Below are 13,754 nucleotides of genomic sequence, written 5' to 3' on the forward strand. Positions count from 1 at the left end.
GAAACGCCCGCACCTGATATCGGGCACGGCCCCGATTGGCAAGAAAAACGCGGCCCGTTTTGATTTTGACGCGTTTTCTTACGCGAACCGGCAGTCCACTTCGCTTGAAAACGCTATGTTTTGAACGGTTATTCGCCGCCCCAGCGCGACAAAAATCCCCGCCAGCCGCCGGCCTGGGCCTTGGGCGGGCCGATTTGTTCCGCAAATTCATCGCGGCCGCCGTCCTCGTCGATTCCGGGGTCGTCGGGCGCCCGGATGATGGGAATCACGGCCGGAATCGGCGCGGGAACAGCCTTCGGAATATCCTGACGGGCCCGGAACAGGGGCGCGGGCCCGATGACGGGGGCCGATTCGGCTGATGGCGACGGGGCAGGCGCCGCGACCGTGGCCGCTACTACGGGAGTCGCATCGATGGGGGCCGGTTCGACGGTGACGGACGGCGCATTGTCCTGGGCTGCGGCCAGCGCCGAGGCGTCTGCGAGCTCGGCACCCGGCTCGCTCCCGGCCGCGGGCGGTTCGAGCACCACCGCCCGGCGCGGGGTCGCCAGCATGGCTTCCTCGAACGGCGATGATTCGATCGCAGCGCCCCTGTCGGACGGCAGGCTCGCGACCGGCGTCTGCCACTGGAAGGCGTCGAGCCTTCCGGTGACCGGCGACACCGGGCGCCAGCGATCGCTGACATAGCCGTCCGCGGTCCAGGCTGGATCGTGCAGTGCGCGCACCGCGCGCAACGTCCACGCCCGCGCCCGGCCGGAATCCCCGTGCTCGGTGCGCTCGATCTCCGCCATCAACATCGCAACCCGCTGGGTCGGCGCGGCGACGAACGGCGCCAGTGCCTCGCGCGCCTTGGCAAATTCGGCCGCGTCGATCGCGGCGCGCGCAATCGCCAGCGCGCCCTCGATATGACCGGGCGCTTTCGCCGCCAAGGTCTCGACCCGCACCAGCCGCTGGCGCGCGGCGTCGCCGAGTTTTACGTGCGCATAGGCGTCGGCGAGATCGGGATGCGGCTGCGCCAGCCAAGCGGTCTCGACCAGGCGCATCGAACGCCGCACCTGATGCGCCTCGCTTTCATATTTGCTGGCGAGCACCGCGGCCGGCACCAGCGTCGGCGCCAGCTTGACCGCTTCCATCACGCTTTCGCGCGACAGGTCGCGATCGACATTCTGCAGTTCCAGCGCCCGCGCCGTCAGCAGCACGCCGCGCTGGCGGCGATAGGTCGCCTTGTCGATCAGTCCGGCGGATTGATTGTTGTCGAGTATCGTCAGCGCGCCGGTCCAGTCGCCCTTGGCGCAGCAGAAGCCGAGCACCGCATGCGACGCCCACGACGACGACGGCGACAGTTTGAGCGCTTCCTCGGCAACCATGACGGCGGCAACGGGATCGTCGGCGCGCTGCGCCTCGATGAACAGGCCGCGCAGGCCGAGCAGCCGCGTGTCCTCGCGCTCGGCCATGGCGCGGAAGGTGCGCTGCGCACCGTCGCGGTCGCCGTCGAGCTGCGCCGACTGCGCATGCAGCAGCAGCGCCAGCGGATCGTGGGCGGCATGTTTGCGCGCGACTTCGGCGTGCATCCGCGCCGCCGAGGAATCGCCATGTCCGATCGCGAGCAGCCCTTGCGTGATCGCCTGCCGGCCGCGGGCGTGACGCCGTTCGCGGCGGCCGCGCTGGATCCGTTCCGGCGTGCGCCATAGCCCGCGCAGGATCGTCCACAGCATGATCGCCGCGACCATGACGATACCTGATATCAGCACGAACACCGGAAACGTGGTCTTCATGCGCACGTTGCCCCACGTCAGCACGAAGTCGCCGGTCTGCTCGGCAACCCAGGCCGCGCCCGCGGCACCGAGCGCAATCAACAACAGAAACAGAATGATCCGGATCATCGGAATCCCTATTGCGCCGGTTTGGCGAGCACGGCCATGGCATCAGCGGCGAATTGGCGGGACGCGGCCAGCGCGGCATCGCGCGCATCGGCCTTTTCCAGCCAGGCTTGCGCCGCGGCACGGTCGGCAGGCTCCAGCGTCTTCAACTCGCGGCGGGCCTCGTTGGAATCGTTGCGCAGCGCTGCCGCGGTGATCCGCGCCACCACGGCACCGCGATCGTTGCCGACGGTGCCGGTGCGCTCGATCGTGACCAGCTTTGACGCGCCGGCCTGCAAGCGTTCGAGGACGCCCGACCCGGTCGTGGCATTCTCCGGCTTGGCCGGAAGCAATTTCGGCACCAAGGCCAGCAATTCCGTGCTGAGCTTGTTGGCGTTCGGCACGCCCTTGTCGGCGAATTGATCGAGCGGCTTCAAGACGTCGGCGTTGGGCGCCAGCGCTTTCGCCGCCACCAGCGCCACCGGATAGGGATCGCCGATCCGGACCAGCACATCGAGCAGCGCCGACGCCACGACGCGACGCAGCGGCAGATCATCGGCAGGCTTGGCGTCAGCCGGTTTTGTATCGGCAATGCGGCTGCCTTGCTGCACGATCTCGGCGCTTTGCGCCCGCATCTGGTTCTCGACCTTGGCAATGCGCTCGTCGATCGCAGACAGATCCGGCGACGGCGTGCCGTCGGCACGCGGCGCCGACTTCACGTCGTTGAGGGCGGAAGCCAGCTTGTCGCCTTGCGCACGCAAGGCGGCGAGCGACTTTTCCAGACCTTCCACGCGCGCCGCGGCCGCGGGATCGGCTATGGGCTTGCCGACCTTTGACTCCAGGCCCGCGATGCGTGCGGTGAGGTCATCGATGGCAGCGGCATTGAGCGCCGGCGCCGGCGGCGCGGCAGCCGGCTGAACCGCGGGCCATCCCAGCATCCAGCCAACGCCGATCACCAGCGCAGCCGCAACCGCACCGGAGACCGGCGCAATGATCCAGGGAGAAATCGGAGCAGAAATCGGAGCCGCCGTCGGCGGGGCGACCGGCGCTTCCGAAGCAGGCTCCGCGGCGGGCTCGGCGGTGGATTCGGACTTGGCGGCGTCCTCGGCCTGCGATGTCGCGGTCGACACGTCGGTCGCCTCGAGGTCGATCGTCGGCGGCGTTCGCTTGGGCCGCTCCGAATCGGGCAGCGATCCGGTTTCTTCGGGCCTGTCATCGACCATCACAGCGGTTCCCCTCGACGGTTAGGTGCCGGAACTTAGCAGAATCGGGACGTATAGAGCACGATCCCGGCGCGTAGGCACCGGTTTTCCGGTAAGGCCATGCTCAGACTTAGAGATTAGAGCCCGATCGCGGTCGCAAAGCACGGCCCAAGGCCTCGAACAAAGCATTTTCGTCCGCCTCGGCGGCCGCCGTGACCTGGGTCGCACCGGCGTCCCGGAGGACGGCGGCGACCGCCGAAGAGATACAGCATTGCGGCAGCGCCAATGCCGATATTTCCACCCCGCCGGCGCGCGCCGCCTCCAGAAACGCGCGCGCGCTGCGACGTGAGTAATGCAGCACCGCTTCGATCTGGTTCGCCACGAAAGCGTCACAAATTTCCCGCGGCAGGCTGGATGCCGGAACCATCCGGTAGGTCGTGTGCGTCACCACCGCAAAGCCCTTCTCGCCGAGCTCGCCGGCGAGGTCCCGCGCCAGATCGGCGCCGGCCAGATATAGCAGCGTGCTGGCTTTCTTCAGTTGCTTTGCCTTGACGCCGGCCAGCACGAGATCGCGCAACGCGCTCGCATCGCCCCTGGCCGCCGTCACCTGCGTGAATCCGGCGTCGCGGGCCGCCGCCGCGGTATGTTCCCCGACCGCAAACAGCGGCAATTTGACCAGCCGGCTGCCGGCAAGCTGCGACGCGATGGCACGCAATGCGTTGGCTGAGGTGACGATGACGGCGCCATAAAGCGCATCCTCGTCGTCGCGAAACATGACCGGCTCGAACCGCAACATCGGCGCGCGCAAGACCTCAAAGCCCCGGTCGCGAAGCGCCGCAGCGGTCGCCTCATCGTCCGGATGCGGGCGGGTCACGAGAACGGCCATGGAAGATCTCCGCTAAAGCCACTTCGGCGCAACCGGACGATTGCACCTTGAGACCTCGTAATGCTACCCGGTTACGGAAGCGTTGTGACAGGCCGCAGCACAAGGGCTCAAATTGCAAGACCTGAAATCAAACGACATGCCGATGCTGGTACTGGGGATCGAAACCACCTGCGATGAAACCGCGGCGGCCGTGGTCGCGCGCGGCAACGACGGCAGCGGCCGAATTCTGTCCAATATCGTCCACTCGCAAACCGCCGAGCACGCCCGCTTCGGCGGCGTGGTGCCGGAGATCGCGGCCCGCGCCCATGTCGACCTGCTCGATGGCATCGTCGCCCGCGCCATGCAGGAAGCCGGTGTCGGCTTCGCGCAATTGTCGGCGGTGGCGGCCGCGGCCGGCCCCGGCCTGATCGGCGGCGTGATCGTCGGCCTCACCACCGCAAAAGCCATCGCGATGGTGCACGATACGCCGCTGGTTGCGGTCAATCACCTCGAGGCCCATGCGCTGACGCCGCGGCTGACCGACGCGCTCGACTTTCCCTATTGCCTGTTCCTCGCCTCCGGCGGTCATACCCAGATCGTGGCCGTGGTCGGCGTCGGCGAATATGTCCGGCTCGGCACCACCGTCGATGACGCGATGGGCGAAGCCTTCGACAAGGTCGCGAAGATGCTGTCGCTGCCCTATCCCGGCGGGCCCGAGGTCGAACGATCAGCCGCCGGCGGCGACCCAAAGCGATTTGCCTTTCCGCGGCCGATGCTCGGGCGGCCGGATGCGAATTTCTCGCTGTCGGGCTTGAAGACCGCCGTTCGCAACGAAGCCAGCCGAATGATGCCGCTGGAGCCGCAGGACATCTGCGATCTCTGCGCCGGTTTTCAGGCCGCCGTGCTGGAAGCGACGGCCGATCGGTTGAGCGTGGGCCTGCGACTGTTCCACGAACGGTTCGGGCCGCCGCGCGCGCTGGTGGCCGCAGGCGGCGTCGCTGCAAACCATGCCATCCGCGACGCGTTGCAGGATGTCGCCGCGAAGGCCGGCACCACGCTGATCATGCCGCCGCCGGCGCTATGCACCGACAATGGCGCGATGATCGCCTGGGCCGGCGCAGAACGGATGGCGCTTGGACTGATCGACACCATGGATGCGCCGCCGCGGGCGCGCTGGCTGCTCGACGCCACTGCCGCAGCACCCGCCGGCTTCGCCAACACCCGCGCGGGATTCTGACATGACGCCTGGCAACTCGGTCGGCGTGATCGGCGCCGGCGCCTATGGGACCGCGCTGGCTTGTGCGGTCGCGCGCGCCGGCCGCGACGTGTTGCTTTACGTGCGCGGCATCGAGAATGCCACGCAGATGAAAGCGACGCGACAGAATCCCAGGCTGCCCGGCGTGCGCCTCGACGAGCGGATCAGCATTACCGGCGAACTCGCGGTAGCGGCGCGCGCGCGTGTCATCCTGATGGCGACGCCCGCGCAAAATCTGCGCGAGGCGGCGATGACGCTGGCCCCACTCCTCAAACCGGAAACGCCTGTCGTCGCCTGCGCCAAGGGCATCGAACGCGGCACGCATCTGTTCATGACCGAGGTCATTGCCGAAGCGATACCGCATGCGATGCCGGCGATCCTGTCGGGCCCGAACTTCGCCGACGACGTGGCGCGCGGCCTTCCGACCGCCGTGACGCTCGCGGCGCGGGATGAAACGCTGGCGAGCCATCTGGTGCAGATGCTGGGCTCGTCCACCTTCCGGCCCTATCACACGACGGATGTCCGCGGCGTCGAGATCGGCGGCGCGGCCAAGAACGTACTGGCGATCGCGGCCGGAATCGTCGTCGGCCGAAAACTCGGCGCCTCGGCGCAGGCGGCGTTGACCACACGCGGATTCAGCGAACTCGCCCGGCTCGGCCGCGCCTGCGGCGCGCGTAGCGAAACGCTCGCAGGGCTCTCGGGCCTCGGCGATCTGATCCTGAGTTGCTCGAGTCTTCAATCGCGCAATTTCGCGTTCGGCATCGCCTTGGGCCGCGGTGAAACCCCGGCGCGCGACAAGCTCGCCGAGGGCGAATTTACGGCACCCGTCCTGATCGAACTGGCGGCTTCGCGAAACGTCGATATGCCGGTATCGAATGCTGTCGCGGCCATCCTGAGCGGCAAGGTGACGATCGATGCCGCGATCGAAGGCCTGCTGACGCGGCCGTTCAAGGCGGAAGAATGATCCGCCCTCGTCATGCCCGCGCTTGTCGCGGGCATCCACGTCTTGGATAATGCGGCGAAGGAAGGCGTGGATGGCCGGGCATAGGCGAGCGGAAGCGACGCCGTCCTTCGGACGGCTATGTCCGGCCATGACAAACAGGTAGCATCATGAATTACTGGCTCGTGAAATCCGAACCCTCAACCTGGTCGTGGGATCAGCAGGTCGCCAAAGGCGCCAAGGGCGAAGCCTGGACCGGCGTGCGCAATTTCACCGCGCGGCAGCATCTCGTCGCCATGAAGAAGGGCGACCGCGCCTTTTTCTACCATTCCAACGAGGGCAAGGAGATCGTCGGGATCGCCGAGATCATCAAGGAGGCCTATCCCGATCCGACCGACAAGACCGGCAAATTCGTCTGCGTCGACATCAAGGCGGACAAGCCCCTGAAGACGCCGGTGACCATGGCCGCGATCAAGGCCGACAAGAAATTCGCCGACATGGCGCTGGTGAAATATTCGCGGCTGTCGGTTCAGCCGGTCACGGCGGATGAGTGGAAGATGATCTGCAAGATGGGCGGGCTGTAGGCGGCCAATCGTAGGGTGGGCAAAGGCGCTTTTGCGCCGTGCCCACCATCTATCCTATGCAATGATACTAAACGGTGGGCACGCGGAGCCTGTCATCGGGCGCGCATTCGCGCGACCCGTTGGCTTTGCCCACCCTACGGCTCGCGGCCTATGCGGCAGCTGCCGTCACCACCTGCGCCAGCAGCGCCTCGCGCTTGGCTTGCGTGCGGTAGCCCTTCATCGTCGCGGCGAAGCGTTCGAGGATGCCGTCCTCGAACGCGGTGACGATGGTGTCGTGGACATAGCTCTTGCGGCAGATCGCCGGTGTGTTCGACAGTTCGTCCGCGGCGGCGCGCACGGCGTCCAGCACCTGCTTGCGACGGCCGCGCTCGCTGGCGGCCGGCGAAATCCGCGACAGCGATTCCAGCACCACGGCTGAGGCCATCAGGGTGCGGAAATCCTTCAGCGAAATCTTGATGCCGGCGATCTCGCGCAGGAACGCATTCACGGTGGTGGTGGAGACGGCGCGCACGGTGCCGGACTTGTCGCGGTACTGGAACATGCGCTTGCCCGGAACAGTGCGCAGGATACCGATGGCGCGAACCAGTTTGGCCGCGTCGCATTCCTTGCGCGTGGCCTTGCCGCCCTTGGCCTTGAAGGTCAGCACCAGGCTGTCGTCTTCCAGCGTGACGTTGGACTTCAGCAGCGTGGTGGCGCCGCGGGTGCCGTTGAGACGGGCATAGGATTCGTTGCCGGGCCGGATCGCGGTGCGCGCGATCAGTTCGATCACGGCTGAAAGCGCGAATTCCCGCGTCGGTTCGTCGCCGGACAGGTGCATCGAGACGTTGCGGCGGATCTTCGGCAGTGCAGCGACCAGCCGCGCCAGCCGATGCGCCTTGCGGTGCTCGCGGACCTTTTCCCAATCGGCGTGATAGCGGTATTGCAGCCGGCCCGCGGCATCGAGGCCGACCGCCTGCAGATGCGAGGCCGGATCGGCCGAATAGCGGACTTCGCGATAGGCCGGCGGCACCGCCATCGAGTGCAGGCGCTTGATGGTGCCGACATGGCGGATCGGCGTGCCATTGGCGCGAATGAATGAATAGCCCTTTCCGCGCTTGATGCGGCGGATGGTCAGCCCGTTCTGATCGCCGAGCTTGAGGCCATGGCCCTGCGCCAGCGATTCCACCGTCGCGCGGGTTTCGATCTTGGCCTTCGGCGCGGGAATCCTGGATTTCGAGGAGGTCTTGACGGTCGCTTTGGGCAGTTGCCCGAGCGCTTCTGCCAAGGCGACGGCAGGATCGGCGGAAACGGGCCGCGTAGCCTCGAAATTCTGCTGATCCATCATGGTCGTCGTTGCCTTGCTCCGCCTGCTATTCCGGTAATGCCTCTTGATGGGCTTGGTTCCGGGAGGACCGTCTGGCCCCGGGAAAGCCATTTAGGGGGTAAGGAACGGCTTTGCGAGTCCCGATTCCGTTATTTGCGGTTACTGGATACCGGTCATGGGAGCCATTCGCGCGATAACGTTGATTTCAGCCTCCGCGAAAACGCGAAAATGATCACCGTTTTGAGTTGGGGCGGGCCGGCGAGCCGCCAGGCCGACCAAGGTCGCAGACGTTTCCGCCTTGTCCGGAGATCACCCCGCGACGCATAATCGTGGCAATCAAATGGGTCTGCGGCCGCCAGATTTGTACGGCGCCGCGATGAGTGGAGGGAAAGATGTCCGAGAAGATTTACGACGTGTCCGCGGAGTGGTCCAAGCGCGCCTTTGTCGACGATGCCAAATACCGCGAGATGTACGCCCGCTCGGTCTCCGACCCCAACGGTTTCTGGGCCGATCAGGCCAAGCGCGTCGACTGGATCAAGCCGTTCCACAAGGTCGAGAACGTCTCCTTCGCCCCCGGCAATATCTCGATCAAATGGTTCGAGGATGGCGTCCTCAACGTCGCCTGGAACTGCATCGACAGGCACCTCGAGAAGCGCGGCAACCAGACCGCCATCATCTGGGAGGGCGACGACCCCTCGCAGTCGAAGCACATCACCTACCGCCAGCTGCACGACGAAGTCTGCAAGATGGCCAACATCCTGCGCACCCGGAACGTCAAGAAGGGCGACCGCGTCACGATCTATCTGCCGATGATCCCGGAAGCCGCCTACGCCATGCTGGCTTGCGCACGGATCGGCGCGATCCATTCGGTCGTATTCGCCGGCTTCTCGCCGGACAGCCTCGCCCAGCGCATCACCGATTGCCAGTCCAGGATCATCATCACCGCCGACGAAGGTCTGCGCGGCGGCAAGAAGGTGCCGCTGAAGGCCAATGTCGATGCCGCGATCGAAAAGAGCAGCGGCGTCGACTGGGTCGTGGTGGTCAAGCGCACCGGTTCCCCGGTCGATATGAACCCGACGCGCGACCTCTGGTACCACGACGCCGCCAAGATGGTGACGACGGAATGTCCGTGCGAGCCGATGCACGCGGAAGACCCGCTGTTCATTCTCTATACGTCAGGCTCCACCGGCCAGCCCAAGGGCGTGCTGCACACCACAGCCGGCTATCTGGTGTTCGCGGCGATGACGCACCAATACGTGTTCGACTATCACGACGGCGACATCTACTGGTGCACCGCCGACGTCGGCTGGGTCACCGGCCACAGCTACATTCTCTATGGGCCGCTGGCGAACGGCGCCACCACGCTGATGTTCGAAGGCGTGCCGAACTATCCGGACAATTCGCGGTTCTGGAACGTCATCGACAAGCACAAGGTCAACATCTTCTACACCGCGCCGACCGCGATCCGCGCTTTGATGCAGTCGGGCGACGATCCGGTGAAGAAAACCTCGCGCGCGAGTTTGCGCCTGCTCGGCTCGGTCGGCGAGCCGATCAACCCGGAAGCCTGGGAATGGTATTACCGCGTCGTCGGCGACAGCCGCTGCCCGATCGTCGATACCTGGTGGCAGACCGAGACCGGCGGCATCCTGATCACGCCGCTGCCGGGTGCGACCAAACTCAAGCCGGGTTCGGCGACGCAGCCGTTCTTCGGCGTGGTGCCCGAAATCGTCGACGCCGACGGCAAGGTGCTGGAAGGCGAAACGTCGGGCAATCTCTGCATCGCCAAATCCTGGCCGGGCCAGATGCGCACGGTCTATGGCGACCACGCCCGCTTCGAGCAGACCTATTTCTCGACCTACAAGGGCAAGTATTTTACGGGCGATGGCTGCCGCCGCGACGCCGACGGCTATTACTGGATCACCGGCCGCGTCGACGACGTCATCAACGTCTCCGGCCACCGCATGGGAACCGCCGAAGTCGAAAGCTCGCTGGTGGCGCATGAGGCGGTGTCGGAGGCCGCCGTGGTCGGCTATCCCCACGACATCAAGGGCCAGGGCATCTATGCCTATGTGACGCTGATGGCCGGCACCCAGCCCAGCGACGCGCTGCGCAAGGAGCTGGTCGCCTGGGTGCGCAAGGACATCGGCCCGATCGCCTCCCCCGACCAGATCCAGTTCGCGCCGGGCCTGCCGAAGACCCGCTCGGGCAAGATCATGCGCCGCATCCTGCGCAAGATCGCCGAGGACGAACCGGGCAGTCTCGGCGATACCTCGACCCTGGCGGATCCCGCCGTGGTCGACGATCTCGTCCAGAACCGCCAGAACAAAAAGGGCGCGACGGCGTAACGCGGCCGGCGATTCCATTCCGCCTCGCGCCCAAAACCTCCCGTATTGGGCGCGGGGGCGCGCGCTACTCACCTTCAACGCGGCAAATGCGTCGTCCGGGCTCCCTGCCTTGACCCGGTCACGCGCTTGTCAGTCGTGTGGCAGCCTTGTGGCGCATTTCGTGGCCAAGTGTTGTTTTCAAGTCATTTACTTTGATTCGAACATTTCCTTTCTTCCCCTCAGCGAAACACGCCTCCGGCCAAGGGTGAAACCACCCGGTTAACACGTGCGGTTAAAAATGCGTGGGTGACACGGCAGACCGGCCACGCGCCGGGTTGCAGGGAATTTGAGGGCCCCGGAACGGGCGCTGCGGAAACTGGAGCTGATAATGTCGATGAGGATTGCGATGGCGCTGGCCGCCACCATCGGGGCGGGCATTTTGATGTCGTCGGCGGCGCAAGCGCGGCCGGAGATGGTGGGCATTCGCGGCGACTACACGCCGGGCACGATCGTGGTGAAGACCAACGAGCGCCGCCTTTATCTCATCCTCGATTCCGGCCACGCCATGCGTTACCCGGTCGGCGTCGGCAAGTCCGGCAAGCAGTGGGCCGGCACCACCCGCATCGACGGCAAGTACCGCAACCCGGCCTGGGCGCCGCCGAAGGAAGTGAAGCGCGACAAGCCGAACATTCCGGACCTGATTGAAGGTGGCTCGCCGCGTAACCCGATGGGCGTCGCGGCAATGACGCTTGCCGGCGGCGAATACGCCATCCATGGCACCAACGTGCCGGGTTCGGTCGGCGGCTTCGTGTCCTACGGCTGCATCCGGATGCTGAACGCCGATATCACCGACCTCTATCAACGCGTCTCGGTCGGCACCAGCGTCACCGTTACGCGCTGATCTTTCGGCTGTCGTTTCAATGTAAAAGGCCGCGCCTCTGCGCGGCTTTTTCATTTTGGAACTTACTGATTGGCGTTCGCGCACCAGCCGCTGCGGTGGCCGCCGTTGTAGCTGCGCGCATGACCGGCGGCGAGCATCGCGGTCGAAACATTTTGAGTCTTGCTGGTCGCGGCATGGGCATCCACCCGACCGTTATATTTGTCCGGCCCAATATTGAAGATCGTGACCTCGCCTTCGCCGAGCAAGGCGCGCAAGGCGGCCGTCGCGGATTCGGCCATCTGCAATTCCAGCGGACAGGACGCCTTCAACTCCGGCGCATCGATGCCACGCAGGCGAACCCGCGTGGTCAGGTCGAGGCCGGGCGACAGATGCACCCGCGCCTCGAAGGTGTCGCCGTCGATGGTCCGGATCACGTCGACGGGGTGGTGAACGTCTGGATTGCCGGCCCGCCGCCAGACCATCTCGGCGTCCCGTGCCGCCGGACTGTCGGCCGGGTGCTGCTCGGCCGAGTGGGGCAAAAGCCCACGCACCCAGTGCCTCACCGGCCGCATCGTCCCCGCCACCACGGCGATCACGAACAGCCAGGGCAGCGCCGCCGCAAACCAGCGGTGCCGAGTGGCTTGATAGGGCGTCCGATAAGGACGAATCCTCTCGTTTGGGGACATTTGCCCCGACTAGGGCTGAGTCGGGTCAATCGGCAAGGCCAAAGTCCTCCAAAGGCGGCCTCAGAAATCCGAGGCGATGCCTTTGCGCTCCCAGTCGCCATACCGTGTCGGTTCCGGACCTTTCGGGCCCTGAAATTCCTTCGGATGCGGCGTGGCGGCGGCTGCTTCGGCGGCTTTCCGGCGCGCCTCGGCTTCGGCGAGTGCGCGCTCGGCGGCGGGCGTCAACGGCTTGCGTTCTGGTACAGAAGCGGGTGAAGGATCGTCGGTCATCTCAAACTCTTCCGCGGCACGGTTGGTATCCGAGATAGGGACGTCGCGACGACATCACAATCGTGAAATCGTCGTGGCGATTCTTACATTTGGCATATTCGCATGCCAAAGGAGTTTTTCTTTTCAAAAGGCATAAGCCGAAACCTTTCCGCCCCCCGAGACATTCCTGATTCATGCCTCCTTCAAGATTCGCAGTACCTTCCGAAGTGCCTGGGCTCGCGGCGCGGCGGATCGCGGCTGACATTCTCGACGGCGTGCTGCACAAGCACCGCACGCTCGATGACCAGCTCGACGGCGCCGGCGCTCATCCCGGACTGAAGGCGCTTGCCGATCGCGACCGCGCGCTGATGCGGCGTCTGGTGGCGACGATCTTGCGGCGGCTCGGCACGCTCGGCCATTTGCTCTCGCGCCTGCTCGATCGCGGTATTCCGACCGATGCGCCGCGCGCGCAGAGCGCGCTTTTGATTGGCGCCGCGCAGATTCTCTGGATGGATGTGCCCGATCATGCGGCCGTCGACCTCAGTGTGCGGCTGGTGCAGTCGGACCGGCGGGCCGCGAAATATGCCGGGCTCGTCAATGCCGTGCTGCGCCGTTGCGCCCGCGAAGGCCAGCCGCTGATCGACGAGGTCAAGGCGCAGACGCTGGATACACCACCCTGGCTGCTGGCGCGCTGGATTGCCGCCTATGGCGAGACCACCGCGCGCGAGATGGCGCTGGCGATCGGTCATGAGCCCTCGCTCGACATCACCGTGAAGGCCGACGCAGCCCAATGGGCGACGCGGCTGCATGGCGAAACGCTGCCGACCGGAACGGTCCGCACTTTGCTGCAGGGTTCGGTGATGATGCTGCCCGGCTTCACCGAGGGCCAATGGTGGGTGCAGGACGCCGCCGCCGCGCTGCCGGCACGGTTGTTCGGCGACGTCAGCGGCAAACGCATCGTCGACCTCTGCGCGGCACCCGGCGGCAAGACGGCGCAGCTGGCGCTGGCCGGAGCTGACGTCACGGCGGTCGATCGCTCGCCGGCGCGGATGTCGCGGCTGCGCGACAACCTCGCACGGCTGTCGCTGCGCGCCGACGACGTGGTGACCGATGCCGCCGAATGGGATGGCGGCGCCGGCGGTTTCGACGGTGTTCTGGTCGACGCACCCTGCACCTCGACCGGGACCATCCGCCGTCACCCCGACGTGGCCTGGCTGCGGCAGGAAGCCGACATCGCGGCGCTCGCAACCTTGCAGCGACGATTGCTGCAGAAGGCCGTCGCCCTGCTCAAGCCGGGCGGTACGCTGGTCTATTGCACCTGTTCGCTGGAACCCGAAGAAGGCGAACAGGCGGTCGCCGCACTCCTGGCCGCCGAATCCGCCGTGCGCCGTGCGCCGGTTGAGGCCAGCGAGGTCTCGGGCCTCAGCGAAATCGTCACGGCGGACGGTGATTTGCGCACCCTGCCCTGCCATTTGCCCCATGAGGACCCCCGGCTTGGCGGGTTGGATGGATTTTACGCGGCGCGGCTGGTTAAATCCTGATTTTAAACCGGAATTCCGCCGCCTTCGGGTGATTCGCGCACTTTCAAGATGGTGTCATGCCGGCGTTTC

General features: G+C 65.9%; 12 protein-coding genes. 6 read left to right on the forward strand and 6 right to left on the reverse strand.

Annotated elements, in window-relative coordinates; all coding sequences use genetic code 11:
* Nucleotides 1-128 precede the first annotated feature (128 nt).
* The 3 genes from BLR13_RS17445 to BLR13_RS17455 all read right to left on the reverse strand — a co-directional run bounded on the left by BLR13_RS17445 (nucleotide 129) and on the right by BLR13_RS17455 (nucleotide 3,944).
* Complete coding sequence (locus BLR13_RS17445; protein WP_074821317.1) at nucleotides 129-1,880, reverse strand: heme biosynthesis protein HemY; 1,752 nt, start codon at nucleotides 1,878-1,880, stop codon at nucleotides 129-131.
* 8 nt (nucleotides 1,881-1,888) lie between these two features.
* The gene (locus BLR13_RS17450; RefSeq protein ID WP_074821313.1) at nucleotides 1,889-3,079 is read right to left on the reverse strand and encodes a COG4223 family protein; all 1,191 of its coding nucleotides are present in this window, start codon (nucleotides 3,077-3,079) and stop codon (nucleotides 1,889-1,891) included.
* A 109-nt stretch (nucleotides 3,080-3,188) separates the two neighbouring features.
* Complete coding sequence (locus BLR13_RS17455) at nucleotides 3,189-3,944, reverse strand: uroporphyrinogen-III synthase (protein ID WP_074821310.1); 756 nt, start codon at nucleotides 3,942-3,944, stop codon at nucleotides 3,189-3,191.
* 142 nt (nucleotides 3,945-4,086) lie between these two features.
* Here BLR13_RS17455 and tsaD point away from each other — a divergent pair, with 142 nt between their 5' ends.
* The 3 genes from tsaD (at nucleotide 4,087) to BLR13_RS17470 (ending at nucleotide 6,702) form a co-directional block, all read left to right on the forward strand.
* Nucleotides 4,087-5,160 carry a tRNA (adenosine(37)-N6)-threonylcarbamoyltransferase complex transferase subunit TsaD gene (tsaD, locus tag BLR13_RS17460; RefSeq protein ID WP_074831397.1) on the forward strand — a complete coding sequence of 358 codons (1,074 nt, stop codon included), beginning with the start codon at nucleotides 4,087-4,089 and terminating at the stop codon, nucleotides 5,158-5,160.
* A gap of 1 nt (nucleotide 5,161) precedes the next feature.
* Nucleotides 5,162-6,142: an NAD(P)H-dependent glycerol-3-phosphate dehydrogenase gene (locus tag BLR13_RS17465; protein WP_074821307.1), complete on the forward strand. Its 981-nt coding sequence runs from the start codon at nucleotides 5,162-5,164 to the stop codon at nucleotides 6,140-6,142.
* A 146-nt stretch (nucleotides 6,143-6,288) separates the two neighbouring features.
* The gene (locus BLR13_RS17470; protein WP_074821304.1) at nucleotides 6,289-6,702 is read left to right on the forward strand and encodes an EVE domain-containing protein; all 414 of its coding nucleotides are present in this window, start codon (nucleotides 6,289-6,291) and stop codon (nucleotides 6,700-6,702) included.
* A gap of 148 nt (nucleotides 6,703-6,850) precedes the next feature.
* On the opposite strand, the gene BLR13_RS17475 is transcribed toward BLR13_RS17470, so the two are convergent.
* Nucleotides 6,851-8,026 carry a DNA topoisomerase IB gene (locus BLR13_RS17475; protein WP_074821303.1) on the reverse strand — a complete coding sequence of 392 codons (1,176 nt, stop codon included), beginning with the start codon at nucleotides 8,024-8,026 and terminating at the stop codon, nucleotides 6,851-6,853.
* Between the two features lie 371 nt (nucleotides 8,027-8,397).
* On the opposite strand from BLR13_RS17475, the gene acs reads away from it, so the two are divergent.
* Together acs and BLR13_RS17485 are read left to right on the forward strand one after the other, a co-directional pair.
* Nucleotides 8,398-10,350 carry an acetate--CoA ligase gene (gene acs, locus BLR13_RS17480; protein WP_074821300.1) on the forward strand — a complete coding sequence of 651 codons (1,953 nt, stop codon included), beginning with the start codon at nucleotides 8,398-8,400 and terminating at the stop codon, nucleotides 10,348-10,350.
* A gap of 367 nt (nucleotides 10,351-10,717) precedes the next feature.
* Nucleotides 10,718-11,230 carry a L,D-transpeptidase gene (locus BLR13_RS17485; RefSeq protein WP_074821297.1) on the forward strand — a complete coding sequence of 171 codons (513 nt, stop codon included), beginning with the start codon at nucleotides 10,718-10,720 and terminating at the stop codon, nucleotides 11,228-11,230.
* Nucleotides 11,231-11,292: 62 nt separating this feature from the next.
* On the opposite strand, the gene BLR13_RS17490 is transcribed toward BLR13_RS17485, so the two are convergent.
* Together BLR13_RS17490 and BLR13_RS17495 are read right to left on the reverse strand one after the other, a co-directional pair.
* Nucleotides 11,293-11,895: a thermonuclease family protein gene (locus tag BLR13_RS17490; protein WP_171944954.1), complete on the reverse strand. Its 603-nt coding sequence runs from the start codon at nucleotides 11,893-11,895 to the stop codon at nucleotides 11,293-11,295.
* A 60-nt stretch (nucleotides 11,896-11,955) separates the two neighbouring features.
* The gene (locus BLR13_RS17495) at nucleotides 11,956-12,165 is read right to left on the reverse strand and encodes a DUF1674 domain-containing protein (RefSeq protein WP_074821294.1); all 210 of its coding nucleotides are present in this window, start codon (nucleotides 12,163-12,165) and stop codon (nucleotides 11,956-11,958) included.
* Nucleotides 12,166-12,338: 173 nt separating this feature from the next.
* On the opposite strand from BLR13_RS17495, the gene BLR13_RS17500 reads away from it, so the two are divergent.
* The gene (locus tag BLR13_RS17500; protein WP_074821291.1) at nucleotides 12,339-13,685 is read left to right on the forward strand and encodes an RsmB/NOP family class I SAM-dependent RNA methyltransferase; all 1,347 of its coding nucleotides are present in this window, start codon (nucleotides 12,339-12,341) and stop codon (nucleotides 13,683-13,685) included.
* The last annotated feature ends 69 nt before the right edge of the window (nucleotides 13,686-13,754 follow it).

This window comes from Bradyrhizobium ottawaense, assembly GCF_900099825.1.
GTDB classification, from domain to species: domain Bacteria; phylum Pseudomonadota; class Alphaproteobacteria; order Rhizobiales; family Xanthobacteraceae; genus Bradyrhizobium; species Bradyrhizobium ottawaense_A.